This window comes from Pseudomonas hygromyciniae (assembly GCF_016925675.1).
Lineage (GTDB): Bacteria > Pseudomonadota > Gammaproteobacteria > Pseudomonadales > Pseudomonadaceae > Aquipseudomonas > Aquipseudomonas hygromyciniae.
The window spans coordinates 1-24,399 of sequence record NZ_CP070507.1 but is presented as its reverse complement, the minus strand read 5'-3'; the positions used below and the strand labels follow the sequence as shown (position 1 = coordinate 24,399).

Sequence of the window (24,399 nt, the reverse complement as noted above, 5' to 3'; positions counted from 1 at the left end):
CTTTACGCCGCCCGCTGGGCATCACGCTCGGCCTCGGTGAGATAGTTGTAGAGCGTCGAGCGGCCGATGCCCATCATCCGACAGATTTCCGCCACGGTATGTTTCCGCTCATGGTAGAGGCGCAGGGCAAGCTCCTGCTTGGCCGGGTCGAGCCGTTTCTTGCGTCCGCCCTTGCGGCCTCGCGCCCGTGCAGCGGATAAGCCGGCTTGGGTGCGCTCGCGGATTAGGTTGCGTTCGAACTCGGCCAAGGCACCGAACAGGTGAAACACCAGGCGGCCACCAATCGAGGCGGTGTCGATGTTTTCCTGCAAGCTGCGCAAGCCGACGCCGGCGGCGTCCAATTGCTCAACCAGCCGGATCAGATCCTTCAGCGAGCGGCCGAGGCGATCCAGGCGCCAAATCACCACGGTGTCGTCACGGCGTAGCGTGGCCAGCAAAGCGGTCAAGCCAACCCGCTCAGCCTTGGCACCGCTGGCGGTATCCTCGAACACCCGCTCGCAGCCGATCTTCGCCAGAGCATCGCGTTGCAGATCGAGGAGTTGGTCGTCGGTCGAGACGCGGGCATATCCAATCAACATGGCGTTGTCCAACTATTCAGCGATAGTTCAGTGTAGTCGGATACTGAAAGATGGAGACTGTAGTTGGATGCCAACGATGCGGGTTTGCGTGGGAATTGCTGTCACTTTCAGAAGGCGACAGCACGAAATATCAAAAGTCGACCGCACGGTCTTTTCTGACGTTGGAGTCGCCTCAGAAAACGGAAAATAAAGCACGCTAAGGCGTAGTTCCCTCGGGCTACACCGCGTCCGCACTGCGCGGTTCTTTCTTCCCTTGCAGTGACGCAATCAGCGGGCAGGAAACGTTCCCCTTCCGCGCATGGCAGGCGCACACCAAATCAGACAGCACGGCCTCCATGCGCGCCAGGTCAGCCATCCTCTCGCGCACGTCCTTGAGCTTGTGCTCGGCCAGGCTGCTGGCTTCCTCGCAATGGGTGCCATCCTCCAGCCGCAGCAGCTCGGCGATCTCATCCAGGCTGAAGCCCAACCGCTGGGCTGATTTCACGAAGCGCACCCGCGTTACATCCGTCTCGCCATAGCGGCGAATGCTGCCGTAAGGCTTGTCCGGTTCCGGGAGCAAGCCCTTGCGCTGATAGAACCGGATGGTCTCCACATTGACCCCGGCCGTCCTGGCGAAAACGCCAATGGTCAGGTTCTCCAAATTGTTTTCCATATCGCTTGACTCCGTACATAACTACGGAAGTAAGCTTAAGCTATCCAATTCAGATTCGAAAGGACAAACGTATGTCTGAACCTCAAAACGGGCGCGGCGCGCTCTTCACTGGCGGGCTGGCCGCCATCCTCGCCTCGGCTTGCTGCCTCGGGCCGCTGGTTCTGATCGCCTTGGGGTTCAGCGGCGCTTGGATCGGCAACTTGACGGTGTTGGAACCCTATCGCCCCATCTTTATCGGCGTGGCGCTGGTGGCGTTGTTCTTCGCCTGGCGGCGCATCTACCGGCCGTCAGCCGCCTGCAAACCGGGTGAGGTTTGCGCGATTCCCCAAGTGCGAGCTACTTACAAGCTCATTTTCTGGGGCGTGGCCGTGCTGGTTTTGGTCGCGCTCGGATTTCCCTACGTCGTGCCATTTTTCTATTGATCACAGGAGTTCACCATGAAAAAGCTGCTTTCCGCCCTTGCCCTCGCTGCCGTTGTTGCCCCCGTGTGGGCCGCCACCCAGACCGTTACGCTGTCCGTACCGGGCATGACCTGCTCGGCCTGTCCGATCACTGTCAAGAAGGCGATTTCCAAGGTCGATGGCGTCAGTAAAGTTGACGTGACCTTCGAGACGCGCGAAGCGGTGGTCACCTTCGATGATGCCAAGACCAGCGTGCAGAAACTGACCAAGGCTACCGAGGATGCGGGCTACCCATCATCAGTCAAGAACTGATCATGAAAGACCCGAAGACACTGCTGCGGGTCAGCATCATTGGCACAACCCTCGTGGCGCTGTGTTGCTTCACCCCTGTTCTGGTCATTTTGCTCGGTGTGGTCGGCTTGTCCGCGCTGACCGGCTATCTGGACTATGTGCTGCTGCCTGCGCTGGCGATTTTCATCGGCTTGACCATCTACGCCATCCAACGAAAACGCCAAGCCGATGCCTGCTGCACCCCGAAATTCAATGGAGTAAAAAAATGACCGAAATCACCGTGAATGGCATGACCTGCACATCCTGCGCCACCCATGTCAAAGATGCTTTGGAAAAGATTCCCGGCGTGAATGCCGCTGTGGTGTCCTATCCAGAAAGCCGCGCGCAAGTCATGGCAGACACCGCCGTGAGCCACAACCAACTGCTGGCCGCCATCGCCGCATTGGGTTATCAAGGCTCGATCCGGGTTGGTGATTTCAAAGATGAACCAAAAATCCGTGATGCACTTGAGGGCGCCGGTTTGCATATCGCCATCATTGGCAGCGGCGGGGCCGCGATGGCGGCGGCGCTGAAGGCCGTCGAGCAAGGCGCGACGGTCACGCTGATCGAACGCGGCACCATCGGCGGCACCTGCGTCAATATCGGCTGTGTGCCGTCCAAGATCATGATCCGCGCTGCCCATATTGCCCATCTGCGCCGGGAAAGTCCGTTCGACGGCGGTATTGCGGCAACTGTGCCTGCGATTGACCGCAGCAAACTGCTGGCCCAGCAGCAGGCCCGTGTCGATGAACTGCGGCACGCCAAATACGAAGGCATCCTGGACGGCAATCCAGCCATCACCGTTTTGCACGGTGAAGCGCGTTTCAAGGACGACCAGAGCCTGGTCGTCCGTTTGAACGAGGGTGGCGAGCGCGAGGTAACGTTCGACCGCTGCCTGGTCGCCACCGGTGCCAGTCCGGTCGTGCCGCCGATTCCGGGCCTGAAAGAGTCACCCTACTGGACTTCCACCGAAGCGCTTGTCAGCGACACCATTCCCGCACGCCTGGCCGTGATCGGTTCGTCGGTGGTGGCGTTGGAACTGGCGCAAGCCTTTGCCCGGCTCGGCAGCCAGGTCACGATCCTGGCACGCAGCACCTTGTTCTTCCGGGAAGACCCGGCCATCGGCGAGGCCGTGACAGCCGCTTTCCGCGCCGAGGGCATCGAGGTGCTGGAGCACACGCAAGCCAGCCAGGTCGCCCATGTGAACGGCGAATTCGTGCTGACCACCGGACACGGTGAATTGCGCGCTGACAAGTTGCTGGTTGCCACCGGTCGGGCACCGAATACGCGCAGCCTCGCGCTGGACGCGGCGGGGGTCACTGTCAATGCGCAAGGGGCCATCGTTATCGACCAAGGCATGCGCACGAGCAACCCGAACATCTACGCGGCCGGCGACTGCACCGACCAGCCGCAGTTCGTCTACGTGGCAGCGGCCGCCGGCACCCGTGCCGCGATCAACATGACCGGCGGCGACGCAGCCCTCAATCTGACCGCGATGCCGGCAGTGGTGTTCACCGACCCGCAAGTCGCCACCGTGGGCTACAGCGAGGCGGAAGCGCACCACGATGGCATCGAGACCGACAGTCGCACGCTGACACTCGACAACGTTCCGCGAGCGCTTGCCAACTTCGACACACGCGGCTTCATCAAGCTGGTCATCGAGGAAGGTAGCGGACGGCTCATCGGCGTGCAGGCGGTGGCCCCGGAAGCGGGCGAACTGATCCAGACGGCGGTGCTCGCCATCCGCAACCGCATGACGGTGCAGGAACTGGCCGACCAGTTGTTCCCCTACCTGACAATGGTCGAGGGGTTGAAGCTTGCGGCGCAGACCTTCAACAAGGACGTGAAGCAGCTTTCCTGCTGCGCTGGATAAAAAAAGGAGGTTTTCAATGAGCGCCTACACCGTGTCCCGGCTGGCCCTTGATGCCGGGGTGAGCGTGCATATCGTGCGCGACTACCTGCTGCGCGGATTGCTGCGTCCGGTGGCGTGCACCCCGGGCGGCTATGGCCTGTTCGATGATGCCGCCTTGCAACGGCTGTGCTTCGTGCGGGCGGCCTTCGAGGCGGGCATCGGCCTGGACGCGCTGGCGCGGCTGTGCCGGGCGCTGGATGCTGCGGACGGCGATGAAGCGGCCGCGCAGCTTGCCGTTCTGCGCCAGTTCGTCGAGCGTCGGCGCGAAGCGTTGGCCGATCTGGAGGTGCAGTTGGCCACCATGCCGACCGAGCCGGCACAGCACGCGGAGAGTCTGCCATGAACAGCCCCGAGCGCTTGCCGTCCGAGACGCACAAACCGATCACCGGCTACCTGTGGGGCGCGCTGGCCGTGCTCACCTGTCCCTGCCATTTGCCGATTCTCGCCATTGTGCTGGCCGGCACGACGGCCGGCGCGTTCATCGGAGAGTACTGGGGTATCGCAGCCCTCACGCTGACCGGTTTGTTCGTCCTGTCTGTGACACGACTGCTGCGGGCCTTCAAAGATCGATCATGAGCGCTTCCCATTGAGACAAACCACGCTGTCGCTACGTTGCCTCATGCCGGCATCAAATTCGGCTGAGTAGCTTCTCGCCATCTGGACGTAGCTCACCCTTGGGTGAAACATGCCGATACAGGGTCTGCCGCGTGACGCCAAGTTCCTGGCACAGGTCGCCGACCTTGGTCTCTGGCTGACCCATTGCCGCCATCGCCAGCCGCAGCTTGGCGGCGGTCATCTTGAACGGCCGGCCGCCTTTCCGCCCGCGCGCGCGGGCCGAGGCTAGGCCGGCAATCGTGCGCTCCGCGATCAACTCGCGCTCGAACTCGGCCAGGGCGGCGAAGATGCCAAAGACCAGCTTGCCGGCGGCGGTCGTGGTGTCGATGGCCGCGCCGTGCCCGGTTAATACCTTCAAGCCGATGCCGCGCCCAGTCAGGTCGTGCACGGTGTTGATGAGATGTCGCAGGTCGCGTCCGAGCCGATCCAGTTTCCACACGACCAGTGTGTCGCCAGTTCGCAACGCCTTCAGGCAGCTCGTCAAGCCGGGCCGATCCTCGCGCATGCCGGATGCCTGGTCCTCGTAAAGATGTACTGGATCGACCCCGGCGGCAATCAGCGCGTCGCGCTGCAAATCGGTAGCCTGGGAGCCGTCCGCCTTCGATACCCGCATGTAGCCTATCAGCATGTCGTACCTGTCACATATACGTTCGATTATGTGACAGTGTGAGCCAGAAAGTTCTCGCCGTCAAAAACTGTCACTTAACCCGTCATTTAGTCTAAGACCTGCAAACGGCCATTCAGGCTCGTAATGTGACAAAAACTCCGGCGGGATGCCCTCCTTGGTGAACGTGGCGCGCAAACGTTCCAGGGATTCGGGGTCGCGTCGCCCGTAGGACGCCAGTGTGAACAGCAAGCGGGCCGTCTCCGGGTTGTGTCGCGCTTCAATGATGGCCTCATCGATGGCCTGGGCTGCTCGTTGCCAGTGGTTGATGGGTTCCGGCTTCGGCACCTTCGCCGGCAGGCCGTTGGTGAAACCAGTGTGCGGCTCCGTCTGAAACAGCGCGGCCTGTTCCCCGCGCGGGATCAGCGCCTTTGACTCGATCAGCGTGATGGCGGTGGCCGCCGCCTCCAGCATCTGCCACTGCACCGCCGGGGCCAGAATCTCGTAGGGACGCCACAGACTCTGCCCGGCGCGCAGCGGATGGCCGCAGCGCTCCCAGACATGGCGGATGCTCGCCGAGCAACTGCCGCAGTGCGAGAGCGGCGTGTTCAGCTCATCAAGCAGGGTGCGCAGCAGCCGGAACCACAAGCCGGCGTGGACACGCCGACGCGGCAGCTCCACAAAACCCGTCGTCAGCGCCTGCCAGGTGCGCCGGTCCATGCAGGCGATTGCGTCATCGGCAGGGCGCGGCGCAGCATCGGCGATTTCCCACTGAAGATACCGGCCGGGCATGCCCCAGTAGGACTCCAGCCAGCAGCCATGCTGCGGGCAGCTCAGCATCAAGGGGAGCTGCCAGACGAGTAGCACAGCTTGATTCGTTGGATCGTTCAGACACTGCGGACACGCCCGGCGAATCGTCTGGCTCGGTAGCCAGGCACGCCAGCGAGTGATGGACCGCACCTTGCGGGTGCGCTTGGGCAGGAGCACCGCGCATTGGAATGTATAGGTTTCCAAGGCTGCTGGTACCGAATCGTCGAGACTGTCGAGCAGCCACGGCACCCAGCCTGCAAGACTCATGCTGCGCAACCGCTCCAGCTCGACGCCACTGCGCTGGCAGAGCGCCGTCAGCAACGACAAGGATGGTGCGGTATCCAGGTCATCAAGTTGGCTGTGACCAAGATCGTGGGCCAGCAGCTCGTGCACGTCCATCTGGTAGCAGGCGGCGACCCGGTTGAGCCATGAGGACAGGGCTTCGCCTTCCTTGGGTGCCGGATGCAGCGGCCAGCGCGGCGCGGACTTCACATCAGTTCCCGCTCGAACTGTCGCCGCCGCTCACTGGGGCCGATGTAGTCGGCCATGCTGAGCGTGCGGTGGTTGATCGCTTCCTCGCCACTCTCCACGGCGGCGACGGCCGCCGCCACCAGCAGATGTGCAAGCTCGCCGATGGTGCCTTCGCTCCGGGTGAGCAGGTAGCTGTACCGGCTTGCAATCGAAAACGGCCGTGCTCGCAATCAGCGCAATTTCCGGCTCAGATTAACTGCGACTGACGGAGCCGTCTGGCTCAGATTATTTGCGAGCGAGCTTGCATTCAGCCGCGCCGGCTTGCATTCCATCGTTCCCTACTCACATTAACTGCAACTAGCCCCGTCTTTAGAGGTGGTAAAGATGCCGATGATGGCCATGGTGTTCTCCTTTCGGATTCATGGTCGCGCCCATCGCGTCCTTGTTGTGAGCCGATCGGCGGGTGAGGGCCGAACGCACTGCCAATGCAGCCGAAACGTAGAGAAGGACCTTGAGCTCCGAACAATTTGTTGCGCGAGAAAGCCGCTCGCCGGCGGGGAAAATGTTCGGTGGGAACGGTTGTGGGCCCAGGTCCGATCCCGCCAGGATTCACGACGACTCAAGGACGCATGGCTGACCGGCCGGACAGGAGTATTGGCCGACTCTAAACACCAGTCGTAGGCGCTGGAATCTCGCGACATGCGTAGCCCTTGCTTGGCGAAAAATATTCCCGATCGCCGAGCGCTCGATCTGACATTCGTCGTTCGGTATAGTAAAGAGTGCAGACCAGGCAGATAGGGGCGCCGGTAGCTTAAGGCCAAACCAGAGACGAGCCGCGCGAATGCTCGCCGAGGACCCGGTTTTCAAGCGCATGAGCTTATTTGACCGCGACGGAAACTTGGTCTCCTCAAGCCACGCGGATGAACCGCAAAAACTCCCTGCGGGTTGGCTGTCGCAACTGCGCGAACACACGGGTAGAAGTGCCCCGGCCAGGCGCGGAGGCTTCGATGAGCGCGGATCGGACATCTTGTCCTAACGGTCGACCCCGCCAGCGGGGGCTTCGTCAGCACCGCGCTGCAATTGCCGGCAGGGCTCTGGGACAACCATCTGCGTCTGGTCTGAAAGCGTTCAAGTATCGCAGCGGTACGCCGACATAAGGGGGCGAACGAACGGTCATTTGGCTGACCGCTCGCTCAATCTTGCGTATGACTCAAGCGCCCCCCTTTCGATACGAGACCGCCCAGATGCTCTTGAAAAAATCCCTGCGCGCTCAGCTGCTCACACTGATCGGCGGCAGCCTGTTGGTGATATTGCTGATCGCCTTCGCCAGTTTTTCCTTCTTGTCGGATGACATTTCCAAGTATCAACAACTACTCAAGGGTCCGATCGAAACGTCGCGCCTGATCGACGAAGCCAACGTGGAATTCAAAGTGCAGGTGCAGGAGTGGAAGAACGTCTTGCTGCGTGGCAAATCACCTGAAGCCTTGAGCAAGTACTGGCAAAGCTTCGAGAACCAGGAACGAAAGGTCCAGGACATCCTGGGCAGACTCGTTGAGCGAAGCGAGCACAACCCTGCCCTGTCAAAGCAGCTCCGCGACCTGCACGAGGAGCACCGGCGCCTCGGCGCCGCCTACCGCGCGGGCCGTGCGGCCTACATCGCCGGCGGAAACGATCCATTCGCCGGCGACGAGGCGGTTCAAGGCATCGACCGTGCCACCAGCGAACAGCTCAGTGGTTTGGTCATCCAGCAGCGCGATTCGGCGCTGCATCGTTCGGAAACCATCAGCGAAGCCGCAGATCGTAAAATAGTCGTCGGCTCGTTGGTAATGCTAGCCGCTGGCGTTTTCATCGCCTTGCTCAGCCTATGGTTGGTAAACCGCAATCTGATCGCCCCCATCCGTCACCTGATCGACCACATCGCCAAGCTCAGCCAGGGCGACTTTGCACAGCGCGTCGATGCGTCCCGTGCTGACGAATTGGGACGTCTGGCAGTTGCCGCGAATATCCTGCGTGACTTCCTTGCCGATACGTTCACCCTCCTGCAACGCAACACCTCGGACCTGGACAGCGCCAGTGGTGAATTGAGCGCCATCGCCGCACTGATGGGCCAAGGCACTCGCGAGCAGTTCTCGCGCTCCGATCAGGTCGCTACCGCCATGCATGAAATGTCCGCTACGGCGCAGGAAGTCGCCCGTCACGCCGCCGAAGCCGCGCGTGCAGCGGATGCGGCCGATCATTCGGCGCAGCAGGGTGAGACCATGATGCGTTCGACTATCCAGACCATTACCCACATGCGCGGCGAGATCAGCAACACCGCCGAGGTAATACGCCGTCTGGAGACCGATAGCGGTCGCATTGGCAAGGTGCTGGAAGTTATTCGCGGCATCGCCGACCAGACCAATCTGCTGGCGCTAAACGCAGCCATCGAAGCCGCCCGCGCGGGCGATGCCGGACGCGGGTTTGCCGTCGTTGCCGACGAGGTGCGCACGCTGGCCAGGCGCACCGCCGACTCCACCGCTGAAATTCATCAGATTATCGACACGGTGCAGACCGGCGCGGTGGATGCGGTGCGTGCGATTGAAAATGGACAAACCCGCAGCAACGAAGGTGTCGAACAGGTTACGGAAGCGGGCAGCATGCTTCAGCGCATCACCCAAGAAGTCGAAGCGATCCGCGACATGAACCGTCAGATCGCTACCGCTGCCGAAGAGCAGACGTCCGTGGCGGAAGATATCTCGCGCAATCTGACCGAAATTACCGCCATCGCCACCACCAACCAGGACAATGTCGAGCGTACCGAGGCAGCCAGCCAGAACCTGCATACGCTGTCGGCCCAGCTCAGCGAAGTGACGCACCGCCTCGCGGGCTGACACAGGCTCTGCTCCGGCCCTAGATGATCGGTGTCACCACGTTGCTAGGTCCGACTCATCCGAGTTCGAGGGAGTTGGGGCAGGGCCGATCAACATGGCTTGTCTCGTGCTTGGTCGATTCGTTCCTGCATCGCCTGCATGACTTCTCGTGGGTGTACGACTTGGCGTTGGGGTCGTCGGCCTCACGGAGAGCTTCTTCGACCTCGCGGGTCATCCGCTCATATTCTTCTGGCCACAGCGCTTGCTCCATGCGCAGCGACGCCTGCCCCAGTAGGTGCAGACCGAACAGACGCATGTCATTGGTGGCGATGACGTGCTCTCGAATCCGCACCTGGATCACCTCATCGCCAGTTGATGCAGCTTCAACAGGTCGGTGCGCAGTTGCGGAGGCCCGCCGTCTGCGTTGTCACTCAATCGCCGCGCAGCTCGTCCACGGCATCGACTGCCCGCAGCAGTGCGGTGGTATCGAAACTCTCGGGAGTCAGTTCGTTCCAATCGTCGTCGGTGATGCTGATTGTCATGTAGCTTCTTTCCTTGTCCTGGGCAGACCCCGGCGTTACAGGCCAAGCTCGCTATGCGATCCGAGACGCACGAGTTGCAGCACGGCGTCATCCGGCTTGCGGTAAATCAACACCAGGTCGGGCTTGATGTGACAGTCCCGGTGGTCTTTCCAGTCGCCGGTGAGGGCGTGGTCACGGTGCTTCTCGGCCAGAGGCTGGTTATTCGCCAGGGCTGTGACGACGGCAATGAAATCGCTCGCCAGCGTCTGACGATGCGGGCCTTTGGCTTCGCGTTTATAATCGCGTTTGAACCGGCTGGTCTGTTCAATCGTCCGCATTCAGATCCGCCATCAGATCCTCGACGGAAGCGAACGACTTCAAGCCGCCACGGCGCGCTTCCTTCATCGCCTCGATGGTGGTGGCGTTCGGAATCAGCGGCTCGAACGGCAAGGCTTTCTCGCGGGCGACTCGGGTCAACATGATGCGGAAGGCGTCAGACACGGTGAGTCCCATCGCTGCCAGCACGACGGTCGCCTCTTCCTTGATGTGCTCGTCGATACGGGCACGGACTACAGCATTTGCGGACATGGTTTGATCCTCCAGATTGATGAGCTACATTGTAGCTCAATCCTTCCAGGAGTGCACCCAGCACACCTCGCCAGAGGCGTCTATCAAACGAAGGTTTATTGGACTGTCCGTACCATTGATGTTCACTTGTAGAAAGTGAGCCCATCGCGATGGAATACAGGATCGGTTGGTCAGGCTTTCAATGCCAGGATTCGGCGCGCACCGTTCAATACGATGAGGCCAACGACCGTACCAATCACCAAGTCTGGGTAGGGAGAGCCCGTCCACGCAACCAGCGCGCCGGCGACGATAACGCCAATGTTCGCGAGCACATCGTTGGCCGAAAAAATCCAGCTCGCTTTCATGTGTGCACCGCCTTCGCGATGGCCATAGATCATCAAGAGACAGCTGGCGTTTGCGACGAGTGCAACTAAGCCAATCCCCATCATCAGCATCGACTCAGGTTCGCTGCCATAGTGGAAGCGTCTAGCCACCTCCACGAGTACGCCCAGTGCCAACAGGATCTGAAAGAAACCCGCCAGGTGCGCAGCGCGAACTTGCAGCTGTGCACTGCGGCCGACGGCAAAGAGAGCCAAGCCATAGACGGCAGCATCCGCAAACATGTCCAGCGAGTCGGCAATAAGGCCCGTCGACTGAGCGATCAACCCTGCGCCCATCTCGATAACAAACATGGCAGCGTTGATGCCGAGCAAAATTTTCAGGGTGCTCGCCTCTTTCGACGCCGCTAATTCCTCATCAGCGCGATTGGTCGAGGCTGCTTCCTGACTAGCTGGTTGAGTCCCCAGTAGCGCTGCCCCTAGACCCAGGGACTCCAGCTTGGTAGTGATTGGGTCAACCGCCCCGTCATGGAAAGCGAGTACCTGCCTGCTGCTCAGATCAAAGGACAACGAACGAAGCTCAGGCAAGCTATTCAGCGCGAGCCGAATCATTCGCTCTTCCGAAGGGCAATCCATCTTGGGTACAGAAAAATGGCTGACCCAGGCTCCTTCGGTCGAGGGCGCGCTCGCTGCTTCAGCAGGCGCTGACACTGAACCGCAGCCACAGGATTTTTCACACGAGCTCATGATCCGCCTCTCCTATCAGGTTCAATTCTGGCAATTGAAAACCATATAGCAGGTATAGGGTCAAGCCTGGATATACTGGCTGTTTATCGAGGAGCAGCCTATGCGCATTGGTCAACTTGCACAGCTGACGGGAGCGGACATTCAGACCATTCGTTTCTATGAGCGCCAGGGCCTGCTTGCATCGCCCAATCGCCAGGCAAATGGCTACCGAGCCTACGAAGCGGATCATGTGGAGAAACTGCTGTTCATCCGCCGTTGCCGGTCCTTTGGCATGTCGTTGGACGAAATTGGTGTTTTGCAGAGCGTTCAAGCACAGCCGCAGCAACCGTGCGCGGCGGTCAATACGCTGCTTGATAGCCATATCGCCCAGGTCAGGGCCCAGATCGCATCCTTGCAAGCCCTGGAAAACCAGTTGGTGACGTTACGCAGCTGCTGCGATGACGAACGACAAAGCCTGGACTGCGGAATACTTTCGGGTCTAGTGGAGGGAGGCAAACGGCTTCCATAAGGCGCGCTAGAAAAGTGCCATTCGCTTCTGCTCAAAGCGTAGAGCTTGAATCGCCCCTAGTTTCGTAGACACCTCCAAGCCTTAAAATGAGGCCCATTAGGAGGTGCCATGAGCAACCAGCGATATCCCGAAGAATTCAAAATCCAGGCGGTCAAACAAGTGACCGAAAAGAAGCTTCCTGTCTCGGAGGTGGCTGCACGATTGGGTGTGTCCGTGCACAGCCTCTATGCCTGGGTTAAGCGCTACACCAAGCCCCAGGAACAGCGCGTTGAGGAGGATGATCAGAGCGCTGAGGTTCGTCGTCTACGGGCCGAGCTGAAACGGGTGACGGAGGAGCGAGACATCTTAAAAAAGGCCGCCGCGTACTTTGCCAAGGAGTGCGGCTGAAGTACGCCTTTATTAAGCAGCAAGCGGGTCATTACGCGATTCGACGGCTTTGCCTGACGCTCAAGGTTCATCCCAGCGGCTACTACGCGTGGCTATCAGAACCAAAATCTGCGCGAGCCAAGGACGATCAGCGACTGCTTGGACTGATCAAACACTCCTGGTTGGAAAGCGGTGGTGTTTATGGCTATCGCAAGATCCATGATGACCTGCGAGAGGTTGGTGAGAGCTGTGGCCGTCACCGGGTAGCTAGGTTGATGCGCCTTGAAGGTTTACGTTCTCAGACTGGGTATCGACGGAGGCCGGGAAAATATGGCGGTAAACCAGCCGTTGCCTCACCGAACTTACTGAAGCGCCAATTCGATGTCAGAGAACCCAACAAAGTCTGGGTCACAGACATTACCTACATCCGAACATATGAAGGCTGGCTGTATTTGGCCGTGGTGCTCGATCTGTTTTCACGCCAGATCATTGGTTGGTCAATGAAGTCGCAGATGACCAGCGACGTAGCCATTGATGCACTGCTGATGGCGGTTTGGAGACGTAAGCCGAAGCAAGAGGTGATGATCCACTCGGATCAAGGCAGTCAGTACAGCAGCTCAGACTGGCGAAGCTTCTTGAAAGCTAACAACCTGGTAGCCAGCATGAGTCGTCGAGGTAACTGCCACGACAACGCTGTGGCGGAGAGCTTTTTCCAGCTGCTAAAGCGGGAGCGGATCAAGCGTAAAATCTACACTACACGCCAGGATGCTCGGGATGATGTGTTCGATTACATCGAGATGTTTTACAACCCAAAACGACGCCACAGTTTCAACAATCAGCTGTCACCGGTAGAGTTTGAAAAGCGTTACGCAGCGAGCCTGGAGAGTGTCTAGGAAACCCGGGGCGATTCAGCTTGACCCTATAGCGGCTACAGGGTGTTCACTTGCACGATCGGCCCAGAATCATGGCCTTCCAACTGCTGCGCAAGTGAGTTCCAGATGAATACCGCCCTCCGCAATGCCATCGATGAAGCCTTTTTCCAGGCAAGGACAGCACTCCGTGAAAAGGCGCCAACCGAGGCATTCCCCTGGCTCGAGCGCGCCCACATCTTGAGCCAGCACATGCCCGTCCTGCATGCGCGGAGCCATTGGTTGATGCTAAGGGCTGGCTGGCAGTTGCGCGACTACCGGGAAATGTTCGGCCAAGCACCACGGATCATCGCTGCCGTGTTGTTCTCGAAGATCTGGGTACCGCTCGGCAATACCGGACGCGCGAGGATCAGTGCATTCGCGCCGATGCCCGTCTCACCCGGATTGCAGCGACTGTTTCAGGGAGCGAAACAATGAAATCGCCACTTGGAATGGCGCACCGTATCACTCCCGGGCTCTGGTGGACGCTATCGCTAGCCGTTGCCCTGGCCGACCAGGCGATCAAATATGTAATTGAGGGTTCGCTCTCGGTCGGCGCCGTGGTTCCTCTGACCCCAGTCTTCAATCTGGTCCATTTCTGGAATACCGGCGCAGCGTTCAGCTTCCTAGCTGACGCGGGCGGTTGGCAGCGCTACTTCTTCATTCTCCTCGCACTGGTTGTTTCGATTGGGCTCGCGTTGCTCTTGCGTAAGCCCAGGGCCAAGCTCGAAGCGCTGGGCTATAGCCTCATACTGGGAGGGGCAGTGGGGAATCTGATCGATCGCAGCTTCCGAGGCCATGTGATCGACTATCTGGATTTTTTCTGGCAATCCTGGCATTGGCCTGCATTCAACTTGGCGGACATCGGCATCGTGGGCGGTGCCGCCATGTTGCTCCTGAGCAGTGTGCTGAGTCCAAGCGCGGAACTGGACCGGGGCAGATAATGCGAAGCTCGGATGCCGCAGAAGTGGCTCGCTGGTCAGGCCATGCCTGGGTCGGCCCCGGTATCGGCGTCTTTCTCGGCCATGCCGCCCACCAGGATTGGCACCATCATCAAGCACATCAAATTGCAGTGGGGCTCGACGCCGCGATAACGGTTGAAACGCCGTTGGGTGGGCAATCTGGGGCTGCCATCTTGATTCCGGCAGGCTTGAAGCACCGGCTCAGTGCTGGGCATGTCCTGTCGATCTACCTGGATGTGCTGTCCGATGAGGCGCGTGCCTTGCGGGTGAGCGGAGCCGTGAGGCTGATGGAGATCGTAGCGGCCGATATTGCTGCGATGGTCGAGGCACTGAGGGCGTCGGGGCATTCGCCTGTCCAGTTGCAGGCGCAGGTACGTCGGCTGTTGCGGCTTGCCGATCCACCAATCCCTGATCCGCGCTTGACCAAGGTCACCGCAGCGCTGCGCGAAGGCCAAATGGGGCGTGAGGCAATGGCCGCGTTGGTGCATTTGTCACCCACGCGTTTTTCCCATTGGTTCGTGGAGCAAACCGGCCTGCCGTTGCGCAGCTATGTCAAATGGCTGCGCCTCACCCAAGCCCTGCAACACCTGGCCAAAGGGGGACGGCTGACCGAAGCCGCGCATGCGGCAGGTTTTTCCGACTCGGCGCATTTCTCCCGGACATTCAGGGCGCTGCTGGGCATCGATCCGTCCTCCGCCCTGGCTGCGGTCGATCTCCAGAAGTCATAGCTCTTTCGTTCAAGTCGAACGTCGTCCTCTGCACCTACCGTGAAGGCTCTCTACATAGGAGCTGAGCGATGTCCACTTCTCTTCGATTCGCCCTACGCTGGTTGAGCTATCCGCTCGTGTTTGGTGGCAGCGCCGCCTTCATGGTCTGGGCCTTGTACGCCGGGGTGCCGTACTGGCCCAGCACACCCTTGGTAGCCGCAGTCGGTCTATTGGCCGTCGCGGGGCTGGAGCGTATCCAGCCTTTCCGGGAGGGCTGGCTGGAGGATCACCAGGACACCCTGACCGACCTGGTGCATATGCTGGTGAATCTTTCCGTCATCCAGTTCACCGCCGAAATCCTGGCCAGGCTGGGCGATGCAGTGCCGGCTACAGTTCGTCTCTTCCCAGTCGAGAGTCCACTTTGGGTTCAGCTGCTGCTGGTCGCCGTCGTGCTCGATCTGAGCCTGTATGCCATGCACCGCATCAGCCACCACGTACCCTGGCTGTGGCGTTTTCACATGATTCACCACAGCGCCGAGCGCTTGTACTGGATGAATGGGGAGCGCCGGCATCCCCTACATGCGATGCTCATGGCTGGCCCGGGATTGGTGCTGCTGTTTGCATCCGGCGCGCCTTCGGCAGTGGTTGCCACCTGGTTCGGCATTCTGACCGTTCACTTGGGCTTTCAGCACTCGAACCTGGATTACCGGCTGGGTTGGCTGCGCCATGTCATCGGGGTGGCTGAAATTCATCGTTGGCACCACAAGCGCGACTTCGAAGATGCCCAGGTGAACTGCGGCGAATTTCTGATGGTGTGGGATCGGCTATTCGGGACGTTCTACGACAGTACAGGAAAGCAGGGCGACGCCAATGTCGGCTTGCGTGAGAGGGACTATCCCAAGGGTTACCTTGGTCAGTTGACCGAACCCTTTGGGCGAGACCGAGCCCGCACATAGCGTAGTGGGCCTCAAAGCTGTAGGCCCCATGTGTTTGCCTGGAATGATCTGGCTCGTGGGCGGAAGAGACTAGATGTTCCCGCATGCCAAGCAGACATGCGCTCTAACGAGGCAATCGATTCACTACCTATAAGCCCCGTCATTTGCAATTAATGCTGGTTGGTAGCCATGGAATGCAGGTCAGCGCGGATAAATGCAGGTTCATTCGCAGCTAATACTGGTTTGCCGGGCCGGTCAGTCGCAGTTAATTCCGGTCGAAAATCGTATTGATTGCAGGTCGGGACGTTTTCGTTTGCAAGCCGTTACAATTACCTGATACCGCCCGCGACGTTTGCCGCGCTCAAGCAGAAACAGGCGCTGCCATTGGCGATCAACCCAAATAGCGACCAGTACCTGGAAGAGCGCTTGCAGTTGCTGGATGAGCAACTGGCGACCGTCGCCAAGCTGGCCAAGGACAACGAACTCCCCGACGCCATCCTCACCGAGTCCGGACTGAAGATCACGCCGCTGGATTTGGCGGTGCCGGATACCGCCCAGGCGCTGATTGACAAGACCAGTCAGTTACTGCCGCGCATCAAGATCACCGAACTGTTGATGGATGTGGATGAGTGGACAGGGTTCACACGTCACTTTACCCACCTGAAGGATGGTGCCCAGGCCAAAGATCGGACACTGCTACTGTCCGCGATCCTCGGCGATGCCATCAACATTGGATTGACCAAGATGGCCGACTCGAGTCCGGGTATGACCTACGCCAAGCTGTCTTGGCTGCAAGCGTGGCACATCCGCGACGAAACCTACTCGGCGGCGCTCGCCGAACTGGTCAACAGCCAGCTCCATCACACCTTTGCCACCAATTGGGGGGACGGCACCACATCCTCCTCCGATGGCCAGCGCTTCCGTGCAGGTGGACGAGGCGAGAGCACTGGGCACGTCAACCCGAAGTACGGCAATGAACCAGGACGACTGTTCTATACCCATATCTCCGACCAGTACGCGCCGTTCAGCACCCGCGTGGTGAATGTCGGTGTACGGGATTCGACCTACGTGCTCGATGGTCTGCTGTATCACGAGTCGGATCTGCGGATCGAGGAGCACTACACCGACACGGCAGGTTTTACCGATCACGTCTTCGCGTTGATGCACCTGCTGGGCTTTCGCTTTGCGCCGCGCATCCGCGACCTGGGCGAAACCAAGCTGTATGTGCCACAGAGCGTCCAGGACTACCCGACACTGAGGCCAATGATCGGCGGCACCCTGAACATCAAGCACGTCCGCGCTCACTGGGGCGAAATTCTGCGTCTGGCAGCATCGATCAGGCAAGGCACTGTCACCGCCTCGCTGATGTTGCGTAAGCTGGGCAGCTATCCACGCCAGAACGGCCTGGCCGTCGCCCTGCGGGAGTTGGGCCGGATCGAGCGCACGCTGTTCATTCTGGATTGGCTGCAAAGTGTCGAGCTGCGCCGTCGCGTGCATGCAGGGCTGAACAAAGGCGAGGCGCGCAACTCCTTGGCCAGAGCGGTGTTCTTCAACCGTCTCGGTGAAATTAGGGATCGGAGCTTCGAGCAGCAGCGCTACCGAGCCAGCGGCCTCAACTTGGTAACTGCTGCAATAGTGCTGTGGAACACGGTCTACCTGGAACGTGCCACTCAAGGGCTGACAGACGCCGGAAAACCGGTGAACACCGACCTGTATCAATATCTGTCGCCGCTGGGCTGGGAGCACATCAACCTGACCGGCGAATACGTTTGGCGGCAGAGCCGCAAGCTAGAAGACGGGAAATTTAGGCCGCTACGACAGGTCGGAAAACCTTAGCGTACGATTTTTTCCGAATTCTGTAGGCTCCCCAGGTAGATGATTTGGTACCAGCGCATAGCCGGTGATGACCTGTTCAATCGTAAGCAAATTCTCCTCCTTGGTTTCATGACACAGCAGCACCCGAACGTCGCGCTCGCAACTGATCACACACCACGCTAGACCTGTCTGATTTGGTCGTGCAGCCTCGGCCAAGGCCAAATCCTCACTCTCCTGGTACACAACAAACCCAACCGGGAAAAAAATCTCCGCAATCATGCGGTCAATCTGGACCAACGAACGACGATGAATGCCGGTTCCCTCGGACTCAATCAATGCAAGAAGGGTAGCCCGCGATGCGCTCAATTCATGATAAAGCTCCAGCAAATGCTGGGGGATGGAGTTAGTAACTCGGTTCATATGCATGTTCCTTTTGCCGAGGTGGTAAGCAAGTAAGCAGATCGGCGAACCACTGAAGCAATAGCGTATCCAGTAAAATGGGTATTCTTAAACGTGGTTTTAATTGTTCCTGCCGATAACGCTTCTGTCTATGGAGAAGCGACCACCAACACGCGGGCGACCGGCAGGAAAATCGAGCTTTGACCCTCGGGTAGCAAAAGCTTTCGGTAACGTTGTGCGCGAAGAACGCCTAAAATCGGGCCTGGCCCAGGAGAAACTTTCTCTCCTGGCTAGGGTGGAGCGGGCGCACCTGGGAAAAATTGAGCGTGGGGAGAGCCTCCCCACGCTTCCCCTGATCATGAGATTGTCCAAAGCGCTCGATGTTAAAGCTGCTTACCTGATATCGCAGATGGAGCAGCAACTGGATCAATGCGAAGGCGGTGGCCGTTGATTTAGGCGCAGTGCTGAACAGCAGGGAACGGAAATGCATTTTGGCAACCGGACGCCAGATCCACGGTGATCCAGTGCTTGTCAGTTTCCCCCGTTCGTAGCAACTCCCACACAATACTCATTCCGGCAGTCGTAACTGCCCGGTTGACCAAGCAGTCCTGCGAGCGAATGGCTTCCGCTACTGAGCAGGACTTCTTCGTGTCATCCTCGAGCGTTCCGATTTCCGGATAAGCATCCATTACGTTGGGATAGATGCTCCGCTTGTCTACGTGCGCGGCTCCGAACACAACCTGCCCATGGCGTGCCTCGTTGCCCAGGTCAAGCCACATGCAATTTCGGGGTAGGAGAGGGCTGCTGGCAATTGCGCGGCGCGCAGAAGGAAGGTCAACGGCGGAAATGATCACGTCGGCAGCGCGGATCACTTCTTTGCTCTCATGACTAGGGAACCGGAAGGGCAGGGCCACCCAAGTAGTACCCAGCATGAGGTTGTAACGATTCACCAAGCTGATTGACTTGTATTGGCCCAAATCGCACGGCCAGAAACGCTGACGCACGAGGTTAGGCTCGCGCACGATGGCATCGTCAATGACGGTGACATCCAAGCCTTTTGGGTGTCCTAGAGAACGAAGTGCATGATGGAAGCTGGCCAGCGCATCAACTACCTCGCTGCCATTGCCGCCCGCTCCAATAACCAAAATTCGGGGTGCGCGTTCAAGCCACGACGCTGGCGTCTTATAGATTGGTAATTGTTTAGCTGTGATCGGATGAACGCTCATTACTCACCCCCTTTGATAGCCTGCGCAAGCGACAGCGGGCCACGGTAAGAACCAGCAGAAACCAGTTTCGAGGCTGGGAACCGCTTCGATCCTTTCTCGTTCAATGCTCGATAGAACTCCTTCAATCGCTCAAAGGAGCGGCAGCCCGCCACCGGCTCAATCGTGCCGCTGTGTATGTTTTCGCTCTCAAGCACGAAGTTCTCCCATGCCGGAATATTTTCACGTCGAACATCGCGGGGAACGTTGCCGCTGCCGGTGCAGAATGTCCCACCCTCATACACATTCCCCAGCGGGGCATAGAACAGTTCTGTGTCCGGTGTCGGGCGCTGATTACCTTTGAACGCAAAGCAACGGAAAGATTGATTTGCCGCTGCGATGAAGATCAACCCTGGCAAGGGGGCGCGGATGCGCTCATCACGGAACGGAATATCGTGAAGGCCGGGTCGGCGGTACCAGGTCAACACTGTGCGTGAGCTGAACAGATATCTCTCTGGCAGAAATTCCGCCCCCGAATCCTCATTCAACAGCAAAGCAGCCAGTTCGGTTTTGTCATAGGAGCTAAAGGCCCTGCCAGCACCAAGCGTGAAGCCGGCCTTACCATCTTCCAGCGGGATGACGCTATGACTTGTGACGGAAACCACGCCAGTCTGACTGTGGTGGTGTATCAGCATGGCCTTGCTCGAAACATTTTCACTCAGCATTACAGCATTCCTCTAAAGCGTCGGCGATTCGCTGCAACAGACCCAAGGTCAGAGATAGCGCATCTAGAACTGGCAGAGTGACGGATCGCAATTGCTCAGGGTTCAGCGGTAATCCGATGGCTGGGAAGCCAGAGCCGCCGACGATGCCGTCAAATCCGTCATTGCTACTCTGCTCCAGATTCGGGAAATCCCTAGTCAGGCGAACCAGAATGCTCTCGAAAAGGGTTACGCCATCACCGGCTGTGCCTGGGAAATCAGAAGGATGGAACCCCTTGAGTGATTCATTAGCCTCCTGCTCCAGGCAGTGATGCAAAGCTTCCCCCAGCACTTGCACCAGCGCGCGGTGATCGTCATCGCGCTCACTGATTTGCCGTGCCTGCTCGTGAAGCTCCAAAATTTCTGCCCTATCTCCCTGACTGAGGCTGGCTCCAGCTACCTGTTTCAACTCGCCCATCTCGTAGACAGAATCGATCAAGGTGTTTACCGCATCCTCATCTTGGCCATTGCAGTAGAAATATTCAGCGATGTATTCCTCATGCTCGACCGATTCGTCCAACAAGAACGTGCAAAGATCTTCTCTCGTGTGTGTAGCCAAACGCGGGGCCAGCTCCTCGTAAGCCTCTGAAAGCCCATGATTGAAGTAGCTAAATTGCCCCAAGAAGGTCATTGGCGTGTGGAACGGCAGTAGGTGGCGAGTCATCGCGTCGAGTGTCTTGAAAAGAAGCACTCGGAGTTCCAAGCTTGCTGGCGCTTGGACTGTGAAATCAGCGAAGCAACACGACTCCAGAATGAAATGACCATCCTGAATTCCGAAGGAAAACGCCTTCTCGACGGCAACGGGCAACTTGACCCGGCTGATCAACGAGCGCTCCATCTCCGCCATTATCCTGCCAGCGCCGTCAGTGCCAGCCTCAATGTGAGGGGCAAGAGCATCGAGGCCGACTAACCCTGCGTCTATCGCAGCTAATGCGTAGGACGCCGTCTCAACTGGATCGACGTATGGGGTATTCAGCCGATTCAGCAGGACGTCACCCTGTGGAAACAGCCCTTTGTCGCTGATGCGAAATGACGTACTAAGGTGCCGCACAACCTCACCAGTGAGGCGGTGGAGGCCGTAGCTATTTGGATACTGCCGAAGCCACTCAATGGCGCTATCGCCAACCAGACCGGCTTGCAGCGCCTCCCGGCACAGCATGCTATGACCGCGATGATCAACCAACCCCACGCCGTTATCGCTAAAAAGTCGGGCCTGCGCGTTGCGCATCGCAGACCCGATACTCGGCAAGCTAAGGGGGCTCAGCGCGGCAGTTGGAAGTCGATAGTGCCCTGGTTGGCGGGGGATGACAGCAACTTCCATAGCCTTTGTCTCTGCTGGTGGTCTAAACAATCGGGTTCGATACCGGATGGGAGGTGGCGATCGATTTCGCCACGCTCCCACGCCTTAAGGACTTCGAGTGGGTCAACCTTTTGCGCCGAATCCGCCGTCTCGGAACTCGTAGACATAGCTGTCATTCTCCACAATGGGGTCGATAATTTTCGCTCCGTTAAGCTTTGGGAACTGACGGGCATAGTGTTTCAGCACGTCAGTCACTGCCATGTCGGGCTGCGGATCGGCGAGGTCGCGTCCGCCGTAGCGGAAAACGCGGGCGAGAGAAATTTCAATAAGTGCCATGAGTCCAACTCCTAGAAAGAGCCCGCGAGGTTCAGGGTAGGCTCGTCTGAGTTGCTCGATGCACCCGAACCACCTCCTACCTGTGCATCGGTTCCAGTTGGCTCAATGTCAAGGTCAGCCGGTTCTGCCTCCACTGGAGCTGGCACGGTAGCTTTCGACTGTACGGTCGCACCAATCGAGCGGATTTGCTCCAGCAGGCTCATACCCTCATTCAGGGCCTGGACTTGCTGGGTGAGGCGCTTCATCAGCGCCTCCTCGATTTCTAAAGCGCTTCCTACCAAGATCAGCGGGCGGCACATGGCGGCCCGAAGCTGCACTTCGGGTTCCGATGCCTTTTCAGGAGTGGGGCCGAGGTCAGCGGTAATCATCACCTTCAACGTGTCGGCGGACGCGTTTTCGATGGCGACATTGACGCGGTGTTGAGTGCCCGCCAATGCAGCGGCCATAACGGATAAAAACGTGGATTGCATGATGATGCTCCCTGTCAGGCTTGGGTCGATTCGGACTGCTGGGGAGCGGGTTTCTTCCCGCCCTGTACCGATAGTTCTAACGCAGGCGGCAAATAACCCAACCAGTTGAACTCTTTGAAGGCCAACACTGCGTCGATCAGAACGCTTGCCTTGCCGGTGGTCAGCCCCTCAAAAGCCTTTTCGCCCTTCACCTCGTTGTAGGCGGTGGCAAAGCCTGAGCGCTTGCAATCTTCGATGATGCCCGCCTTCACCTGAGCCTTGAGATAGGTCTCGTTCATGGCGAAACCTTTGGCCGGATCGACTTGGGCGTACTCCATGAACTTGAGCGACTGAGCACCCGAAACAGACTTCTCAAATGCGTCTGCGTTATCTGTGCGGAATAGCGAGGCGGCAGCCATGCTTCCCATGAAAGTGAGGAGTTTCTCCTCTCCAAGTTGCGCAAGCCGAATCTCGGCATCGGCGCGGGCCGTTGGCATCAGGGAGCTTGTGACGCCCATCGCCTTCTCCATCGGTGCGCGCACCTCACTCTTGAGGTCGCTGCGCATTTCGAAGTACATGCTGACGATGGCAACTGCCAGCGCTAGCGAGCGATCATTGAGGACAGCTTGCTTGCTCATACGAGCGTAGAGGTCGAAGGCGACACGGCGTATTGACTTCTTCACCTGGGTGGGCTTAGCGCTTGCGGCTTTCGGCTTGGCCGGTGTTCCCCCGGCAGCGGTCCCGGCAGATGTGGATGGTGCTGTGTTCGATAAGGAGGCTAGTGCGGCTTTGTACACGGCGGTTTTCTCCTTGTGGCAAGGCTTGTTGAAGCACATGCCACCGATCACATCGCCTTCGCGCCCCCTCGACACCGTGACCACTGCGCCGAAGCTTGCACAGGTAGCGCATGCCGCTGCCTGTTGTTCTCCTACACCATCATCACCCCGTGCTACGAGCTTGACGTATGAGTCCTTGGCGAGATTTAGCTCGCTGTGAACTACCGCGTGCTCCTCTTGCGCCTCAATCAACCGAACAGAAATTAGCTGCTCGGTCTTCCGGTTCCAGCAGACGGAGTTCTGGCAGCGAGACGCCCCAAGGCTTGCTTCGAACAAATCAGCATTCGCGCCCGAGTTGTGGATGCAACTCCGGCATTCCGTGGTATCAAAACGCGCAGTCGAAACATCCCGCGTCAGCTCTAACAGGCGTGCTCTGGTCTGCTCGACTGAATAGTTCTTCTCGATGATCTTCAACAGAATGCCCGCTTGATCGGAAGCGGGGAGACGGCATAGCAATTCGGCATGCCCAATCTTGATCTGCTCCTCCAGCAAGGCATCGGCAACTTCATCACAGGCATGGGCCAGCAGCAGACGGCTGTCGAGCTTGGTTCTAGACCAATCCAGCGCCTTCATCACCGCCAAGTGGTCGTTGGCCATGTCCTCCAGCAAGATTACGGCATGCTGGGCTTCTTCTATTGGTGTCAGGTCCGCCCGCACCTGGTTCTCCAGTGCGGCGATCAACCGCGCTTCCTGATCGCTCATAGCACGGATCAGGGCGGGAACCTCGATCAAGCCCGCATCGTGGGCCGCCGTCCAGCGCCGGTTGCCTGCGACCACCTCATGGTCGAAGTTCGGGTCATCGCTTACTGGCCTCACCAGAATCGGCTGGATAATGCCCTTGGCACTGATAGAACGCACCAGTTGCTCATAAGCGGACTTCTTCCGGCCTTTGCGCGGGTCAATTTGCGGGTTCCTGCGGATGCGGCCGAGGGGGAGGATTTGGGCTAGTTGCTGATTCACTTGGCTAAACTCCGTGTTTGCAATGAGTTCAGCTTCCCTCATTCACGGAAAATCCCAAGCGCTAAGGGTGTCGTTAAATTCGGGCGCAAATAGTGGCTGAAAGCAGGAACCAACTTCGGGGGGAGTAGATATATTTCTTGCTTCACAAGTAGGGGGAGCAGACGTCTGCTCAAATTGAATGAAAAAATCCGCTCTCGTTCTGGCACTCATCGCTATGCCAGTTTCATATGCACTCGCTGATTCCTCGGAATCATATGCAGTCATTGCAATGTCCGACCTCAAGATAAAAGTGGCTATTTTTCTCGGCTGGCTGCTGGTCGGTGCATGTTGTGGAGCGGTGCTGACGCGACGGATGAGCAAGAAACATCGAATGCTCCGCGACCTCACCTTCTCGTTTTCAGTTCTGACTGGCTCCTTGGTTGGGATGCTCTTTTCCCTTGGGATAATGCCGATCTGATGAGGAGTTTGTTGTGGGTGGATCGGGACGACGCAAGTAAATCTGTCGCTCCAGCGTCCTGAAAACGAATCTTTTGGTCCCTCCCTGGCGATAGCCTCCTGTG

At 58.7% G+C, this 24,399-nt stretch carries 29 protein-coding genes and 4 pseudogenes; 17 read left to right on the top strand and 16 right to left on the bottom strand.

Annotated features, from left to right (window positions below; translation table 11 throughout):
* Nucleotides 1-2: 2 nt before the first annotated feature.
* A complete protein-coding gene (locus tag JTY93_RS27590; protein WP_033902375.1) occupies nucleotides 3-578 on the bottom strand; it encodes a recombinase family protein in 576 nt (191 codons plus the stop codon).
* Nucleotides 579-795: 217 nt separating this feature from the next.
* On the bottom strand, nucleotides 796-1,230 hold the full coding sequence (merR, locus tag JTY93_RS27585) for a mercury resistance transcriptional regulator MerR (RefSeq protein ID WP_000429838.1): 435 nt from the start codon (nucleotides 1,228-1,230) through the stop codon (nucleotides 796-798).
* A gap of 71 nt (nucleotides 1,231-1,301) precedes the next feature.
* On the opposite strand from merR, the gene merT reads away from it, so the two are divergent.
* From merT to merE, 6 genes are read left to right on the top strand one after another with little or no spacing between them, the layout of a single operon-like run.
* Nucleotides 1,302-1,652 (top strand): mercuric ion transporter MerT, encoded by a 351-nt coding sequence (gene merT, locus JTY93_RS27580; protein ID WP_001294667.1) that lies wholly within the window; start codon nucleotides 1,302-1,304, stop codon nucleotides 1,650-1,652.
* 15 nt (nucleotides 1,653-1,667) lie between these two features.
* A complete protein-coding gene (gene merP, locus JTY93_RS27575) occupies nucleotides 1,668-1,943 on the top strand; it encodes a mercury resistance system periplasmic binding protein MerP (RefSeq protein WP_000735441.1) in 276 nt (91 codons plus the stop codon).
* 2 nt (nucleotides 1,944-1,945) lie between these two features.
* The gene (merF, locus tag JTY93_RS27570) at nucleotides 1,946-2,191 is read left to right on the top strand and encodes a mercury resistance system transport protein MerF (protein WP_000654684.1); all 246 of its coding nucleotides are present in this window, start codon (nucleotides 1,946-1,948) and stop codon (nucleotides 2,189-2,191) included.
* Complete coding sequence (gene merA, locus JTY93_RS27565) at nucleotides 2,188-3,834, top strand: mercury(II) reductase (RefSeq protein WP_032488713.1); 1,647 nt, start codon at nucleotides 2,188-2,190, stop codon at nucleotides 3,832-3,834. The genes merF and merA overlap by 4 nt, the downstream gene beginning before the upstream one ends.
* Nucleotides 3,835-3,850: 16 nt before the next feature.
* Nucleotides 3,851-4,216 carry a mercury resistance co-regulator MerD gene (gene merD, locus JTY93_RS27560; RefSeq protein WP_003465059.1) on the top strand — a complete coding sequence of 122 codons (366 nt, stop codon included), beginning with the start codon at nucleotides 3,851-3,853 and terminating at the stop codon, nucleotides 4,214-4,216.
* On the top strand, nucleotides 4,213-4,449 hold the full coding sequence (gene merE / locus JTY93_RS27555; protein ID WP_001087809.1) for a broad-spectrum mercury transporter MerE: 237 nt from the start codon (nucleotides 4,213-4,215) through the stop codon (nucleotides 4,447-4,449). Before merD ends, merE begins: the two co-directional genes overlap by 4 nt.
* A 52-nt stretch (nucleotides 4,450-4,501) precedes the next feature.
* Here the strand turns inward: merE and JTY93_RS27550 are convergent, their stop codons facing one another.
* From JTY93_RS27550 to JTY93_RS27540, 3 genes and pseudogenes are all read right to left on the bottom strand, one after another.
* Nucleotides 4,502-5,116: a recombinase family protein gene (locus JTY93_RS27550; protein WP_000904941.1), complete on the bottom strand. Its 615-nt coding sequence runs from the start codon at nucleotides 5,114-5,116 to the stop codon at nucleotides 4,502-4,504.
* Between the two features lie 60 nt (nucleotides 5,117-5,176).
* The gene (locus tag JTY93_RS27545) at nucleotides 5,177-6,394 is read right to left on the bottom strand and encodes a TniQ family protein (RefSeq protein ID WP_003465063.1); all 1,218 of its coding nucleotides are present in this window, start codon (nucleotides 6,392-6,394) and stop codon (nucleotides 5,177-5,179) included.
* Nucleotides 6,391-6,567 (bottom strand): annotated as a pseudogene (locus JTY93_RS27540) (TniB family NTP-binding protein); the annotation flags it as partial. The gene JTY93_RS27545 and the pseudogene JTY93_RS27540, both read right to left, overlap by 4 nt.
* 1,011 nt (nucleotides 6,568-7,578) lie before the next feature.
* Between JTY93_RS27540 and JTY93_RS30215 the strand changes: the two are divergent.
* Together JTY93_RS30215 and JTY93_RS30210 are read left to right on the top strand one after the other, a co-directional pair.
* Nucleotides 7,579-8,310, top strand: a pseudogene (locus JTY93_RS30215) (methyl-accepting chemotaxis protein); the annotation flags it as partial.
* A 165-nt stretch (nucleotides 8,311-8,475) separates the two neighbouring features.
* The gene (locus JTY93_RS30210; RefSeq protein ID WP_375373164.1) at nucleotides 8,476-9,243 is read left to right on the top strand and encodes a methyl-accepting chemotaxis protein; all 768 of its coding nucleotides are present in this window, start codon (nucleotides 8,476-8,478) and stop codon (nucleotides 9,241-9,243) included.
* An 89-nt stretch (nucleotides 9,244-9,332) separates the two neighbouring features.
* Here JTY93_RS30210 and JTY93_RS27530 read toward each other — a convergent pair.
* The 4 genes and pseudogenes from JTY93_RS27530 to JTY93_RS27510 all read right to left on the bottom strand — a co-directional run.
* Nucleotides 9,333-9,634: pseudogene (locus tag JTY93_RS27530) on the bottom strand (hypothetical protein); the annotation flags it as partial.
* A 165-nt stretch (nucleotides 9,635-9,799) separates the two neighbouring features.
* Nucleotides 9,800-10,081 carry a type II toxin-antitoxin system YafQ family toxin gene (locus JTY93_RS27520; RefSeq protein WP_011282522.1) on the bottom strand — a complete coding sequence of 94 codons (282 nt, stop codon included), beginning with the start codon at nucleotides 10,079-10,081 and terminating at the stop codon, nucleotides 9,800-9,802.
* The gene (locus tag JTY93_RS27515) at nucleotides 10,068-10,331 is read right to left on the bottom strand and encodes a type II toxin-antitoxin system RelB/DinJ family antitoxin (RefSeq protein WP_020303033.1); all 264 of its coding nucleotides are present in this window, start codon (nucleotides 10,329-10,331) and stop codon (nucleotides 10,068-10,070) included. The genes JTY93_RS27520 and JTY93_RS27515 overlap by 14 nt, the downstream gene beginning before the upstream one ends.
* A gap of 170 nt (nucleotides 10,332-10,501) precedes the next feature.
* Nucleotides 10,502-11,395 (bottom strand): cation efflux transmembrane domain-containing protein, encoded by an 894-nt coding sequence (locus tag JTY93_RS27510; protein WP_033902376.1) that lies wholly within the window; start codon nucleotides 11,393-11,395, stop codon nucleotides 10,502-10,504.
* Nucleotides 11,396-11,495: 100 nt separating this feature from the next.
* Here JTY93_RS27510 and cadR point away from each other — a divergent pair, with 100 nt between their 5' ends.
* From cadR to JTY93_RS27475, 7 genes and pseudogenes are all read left to right on the top strand, one after another.
* Complete coding sequence (cadR, locus tag JTY93_RS27505) at nucleotides 11,496-11,903, top strand: Cd(II)/Pb(II)-responsive transcriptional regulator (protein WP_024015046.1); 408 nt, start codon at nucleotides 11,496-11,498, stop codon at nucleotides 11,901-11,903.
* Nucleotides 11,904-12,011: 108 nt separating this feature from the next.
* A protein-coding gene (locus tag JTY93_RS27500) for an IS3 family transposase (protein WP_088500423.1) occupies nucleotides 12,012-13,162 on the top strand; the annotation gives its coding sequence in 2 pieces (ribosomal slippage) (nucleotides 12,012-12,246 and nucleotides 12,246-13,162; 1,152 coding nt in all).
* Nucleotides 13,163-13,267: 105 nt separating this feature from the next.
* On the top strand, nucleotides 13,268-13,615 hold the full coding sequence (locus tag JTY93_RS27495; RefSeq protein ID WP_024015047.1) for a DUF3703 domain-containing protein: 348 nt from the start codon (nucleotides 13,268-13,270) through the stop codon (nucleotides 13,613-13,615).
* Complete coding sequence (gene lspA, locus JTY93_RS27490; RefSeq protein WP_003452327.1) at nucleotides 13,612-14,121, top strand: signal peptidase II; 510 nt, start codon at nucleotides 13,612-13,614, stop codon at nucleotides 14,119-14,121. Before JTY93_RS27495 ends, lspA begins: the two co-directional genes overlap by 4 nt.
* Nucleotides 14,121-14,867 carry a helix-turn-helix transcriptional regulator gene (locus JTY93_RS27485; protein WP_024015048.1) on the top strand — a complete coding sequence of 249 codons (747 nt, stop codon included), beginning with the start codon at nucleotides 14,121-14,123 and terminating at the stop codon, nucleotides 14,865-14,867. The genes lspA and JTY93_RS27485 overlap by 1 nt, the downstream gene beginning before the upstream one ends.
* 68 nt (nucleotides 14,868-14,935) lie before the next feature.
* On the top strand, nucleotides 14,936-15,802 hold the full coding sequence (locus JTY93_RS27480) for a sterol desaturase family protein (protein WP_024015049.1): 867 nt from the start codon (nucleotides 14,936-14,938) through the stop codon (nucleotides 15,800-15,802).
* 279 nt (nucleotides 15,803-16,081) lie between these two features.
* Nucleotides 16,082-17,617: pseudogene (locus tag JTY93_RS27475) on the top strand (Tn3 family transposase); the annotation flags it as partial.
* Here JTY93_RS27475 and JTY93_RS27470 read toward each other — a convergent pair.
* Entirely contained in the window at nucleotides 17,594-18,016 is a 423-nt protein-coding gene (locus JTY93_RS27470) for a hypothetical protein (RefSeq protein ID WP_038445889.1), read from the bottom strand. The pseudogene JTY93_RS27475 and the gene JTY93_RS27470 overlap by 24 nt on opposite strands.
* A gap of 130 nt (nucleotides 18,017-18,146) precedes the next feature.
* On the opposite strand from JTY93_RS27470, the gene JTY93_RS27465 reads away from it, so the two are divergent.
* The gene (locus tag JTY93_RS27465) at nucleotides 18,147-18,446 is read left to right on the top strand and encodes a helix-turn-helix domain-containing protein (protein ID WP_038445891.1); all 300 of its coding nucleotides are present in this window, start codon (nucleotides 18,147-18,149) and stop codon (nucleotides 18,444-18,446) included.
* 1 nt (nucleotide 18,447) lies between these two features.
* On the opposite strand, the gene JTY93_RS27460 is transcribed toward JTY93_RS27465, so the two are convergent.
* From JTY93_RS27460 to JTY93_RS27435, 6 genes are all read right to left on the bottom strand, one after another.
* Nucleotides 18,448-19,221, bottom strand: a complete 774-nt coding sequence (locus JTY93_RS27460) for a PRTRC system ThiF family protein (RefSeq protein ID WP_038445892.1) — start codon at nucleotides 19,219-19,221, stop codon at nucleotides 18,448-18,450.
* Nucleotides 19,221-19,922, bottom strand: coding sequence for a hypothetical protein (locus JTY93_RS27455; RefSeq protein WP_169990626.1), 702 nt, complete (start codon nucleotides 19,920-19,922; stop codon nucleotides 19,221-19,223). The genes JTY93_RS27460 and JTY93_RS27455 overlap by 1 nt, the downstream gene beginning before the upstream one ends.
* Nucleotides 19,912-21,186 carry a hypothetical protein gene (locus JTY93_RS27450; RefSeq protein ID WP_169899105.1) on the bottom strand — a complete coding sequence of 425 codons (1,275 nt, stop codon included), beginning with the start codon at nucleotides 21,184-21,186 and terminating at the stop codon, nucleotides 19,912-19,914. Before JTY93_RS27450 ends, JTY93_RS27455 begins: the two co-directional genes overlap by 11 nt.
* A 195-nt stretch (nucleotides 21,187-21,381) precedes the next feature.
* Nucleotides 21,382-21,594, bottom strand: a complete 213-nt coding sequence (locus tag JTY93_RS27445; RefSeq protein ID WP_038445898.1) for a PRTRC system protein C — start codon at nucleotides 21,592-21,594, stop codon at nucleotides 21,382-21,384.
* Nucleotides 21,595-21,605: 11 nt separating this feature from the next.
* On the bottom strand, nucleotides 21,606-22,064 hold the full coding sequence (locus JTY93_RS27440; RefSeq protein ID WP_038445900.1) for a hypothetical protein: 459 nt from the start codon (nucleotides 22,062-22,064) through the stop codon (nucleotides 21,606-21,608).
* Between the two features lie 14 nt (nucleotides 22,065-22,078).
* The gene (locus JTY93_RS27435) at nucleotides 22,079-23,839 is read right to left on the bottom strand and encodes a PRTRC system ParB family protein (RefSeq protein ID WP_038448153.1); all 1,761 of its coding nucleotides are present in this window, start codon (nucleotides 23,837-23,839) and stop codon (nucleotides 22,079-22,081) included.
* 268 nt (nucleotides 23,840-24,107) lie between these two features.
* On the opposite strand from JTY93_RS27435, the gene JTY93_RS27430 reads away from it, so the two are divergent.
* Nucleotides 24,108-24,296 (top strand): hypothetical protein, encoded by a 189-nt coding sequence (locus JTY93_RS27430; protein WP_130898273.1) that lies wholly within the window; start codon nucleotides 24,108-24,110, stop codon nucleotides 24,294-24,296.
* Nucleotides 24,297-24,399: the final 103 nt, after the last annotated feature.

What these genes read in the sequence shown, in the direction of transcription:
- JTY93_RS27465 (WP_038445891.1), top strand. Translation starts at nt 18,147, where the DNA reads ATGGAGAAGCGACCACCAACACGCGGGCGACCGGCAGGAAAATCGAGC.
- merT (WP_001294667.1), top strand. Translation starts at nt 1,302, where the DNA reads ATGTCTGAACCTCAAAACGGGCGCGGCGCGCTCTTCACTGGCGGGCTG.
- JTY93_RS27485 (WP_024015048.1), top strand. Translation starts at nt 14,121, where the DNA reads ATGCGAAGCTCGGATGCCGCAGAAGTGGCTCGCTGGTCAGGCCATGCC.
- merR (WP_000429838.1), bottom strand. Translation starts at nt 1,230, where the DNA reads ATGGAAAACAATTTGGAGAACCTGACCATTGGCGTTTTCGCCAGGACG.
- merA (WP_032488713.1), top strand. Translation starts at nt 2,188, where the DNA reads ATGACCGAAATCACCGTGAATGGCATGACCTGCACATCCTGCGCCACC.
- JTY93_RS27590 (WP_033902375.1), bottom strand. Translation starts at nt 578, where the DNA reads ATGTTGATTGGATATGCCCGCGTCTCGACCGACGACCAACTCCTCGAT.
- JTY93_RS27480 (WP_024015049.1), top strand. Translation starts at nt 14,936, where the DNA reads ATGTCCACTTCTCTTCGATTCGCCCTACGCTGGTTGAGCTATCCGCTC.
- JTY93_RS27515 (WP_020303033.1), bottom strand. Translation starts at nt 10,331, where the DNA reads ATGTCCGCAAATGCTGTAGTCCGTGCCCGTATCGACGAGCACATCAAG.
- JTY93_RS27550 (WP_000904941.1), bottom strand. Translation starts at nt 5,116, where the DNA reads ATGCTGATAGGCTACATGCGGGTATCGAAGGCGGACGGCTCCCAGGCT.
- JTY93_RS27450 (WP_169899105.1), bottom strand. Translation starts at nt 21,186, where the DNA reads ATGCGCAACGCGCAGGCCCGACTTTTTAGCGATAACGGCGTGGGGTTG.
- lspA (WP_003452327.1), top strand. Translation starts at nt 13,612, where the DNA reads ATGAAATCGCCACTTGGAATGGCGCACCGTATCACTCCCGGGCTCTGG.
- JTY93_RS30210 (WP_375373164.1), top strand. Translation starts at nt 8,476, where the DNA reads ATGGGCCAAGGCACTCGCGAGCAGTTCTCGCGCTCCGATCAGGTCGCT.
- merF (WP_000654684.1), top strand. Translation starts at nt 1,946, where the DNA reads ATGAAAGACCCGAAGACACTGCTGCGGGTCAGCATCATTGGCACAACC.
- JTY93_RS27510 (WP_033902376.1), bottom strand. Translation starts at nt 11,395, where the DNA reads ATGAGCTCGTGTGAAAAATCCTGTGGCTGCGGTTCAGTGTCAGCGCCT.
- merD (WP_003465059.1), top strand. Translation starts at nt 3,851, where the DNA reads ATGAGCGCCTACACCGTGTCCCGGCTGGCCCTTGATGCCGGGGTGAGC.
- cadR (WP_024015046.1), top strand. Translation starts at nt 11,496, where the DNA reads ATGCGCATTGGTCAACTTGCACAGCTGACGGGAGCGGACATTCAGACC.
- JTY93_RS27440 (WP_038445900.1), bottom strand. Translation starts at nt 22,064, where the DNA reads ATGCAATCCACGTTTTTATCCGTTATGGCCGCTGCATTGGCGGGCACT.
- JTY93_RS27430 (WP_130898273.1), top strand. Translation starts at nt 24,108, where the DNA reads ATGTCCGACCTCAAGATAAAAGTGGCTATTTTTCTCGGCTGGCTGCTG.
- JTY93_RS27445 (WP_038445898.1), bottom strand. Translation starts at nt 21,594, where the DNA reads ATGGCACTTATTGAAATTTCTCTCGCCCGCGTTTTCCGCTACGGCGGA.
- merP (WP_000735441.1), top strand. Translation starts at nt 1,668, where the DNA reads ATGAAAAAGCTGCTTTCCGCCCTTGCCCTCGCTGCCGTTGTTGCCCCC.
- JTY93_RS27460 (WP_038445892.1), bottom strand. Translation starts at nt 19,221, where the DNA reads ATGAGCGTTCATCCGATCACAGCTAAACAATTACCAATCTATAAGACG.
- JTY93_RS27495 (WP_024015047.1), top strand. Translation starts at nt 13,268, where the DNA reads ATGAATACCGCCCTCCGCAATGCCATCGATGAAGCCTTTTTCCAGGCA.
- JTY93_RS27455 (WP_169990626.1), bottom strand. Translation starts at nt 19,922, where the DNA reads ATGCTGAGTGAAAATGTTTCGAGCAAGGCCATGCTGATACACCACCAC.
- JTY93_RS27520 (WP_011282522.1), bottom strand. Translation starts at nt 10,081, where the DNA reads ATGCGGACGATTGAACAGACCAGCCGGTTCAAACGCGATTATAAACGC.
- merE (WP_001087809.1), top strand. Translation starts at nt 4,213, where the DNA reads ATGAACAGCCCCGAGCGCTTGCCGTCCGAGACGCACAAACCGATCACC.
- JTY93_RS27470 (WP_038445889.1), bottom strand. Translation starts at nt 18,016, where the DNA reads ATGAACCGAGTTACTAACTCCATCCCCCAGCATTTGCTGGAGCTTTAT.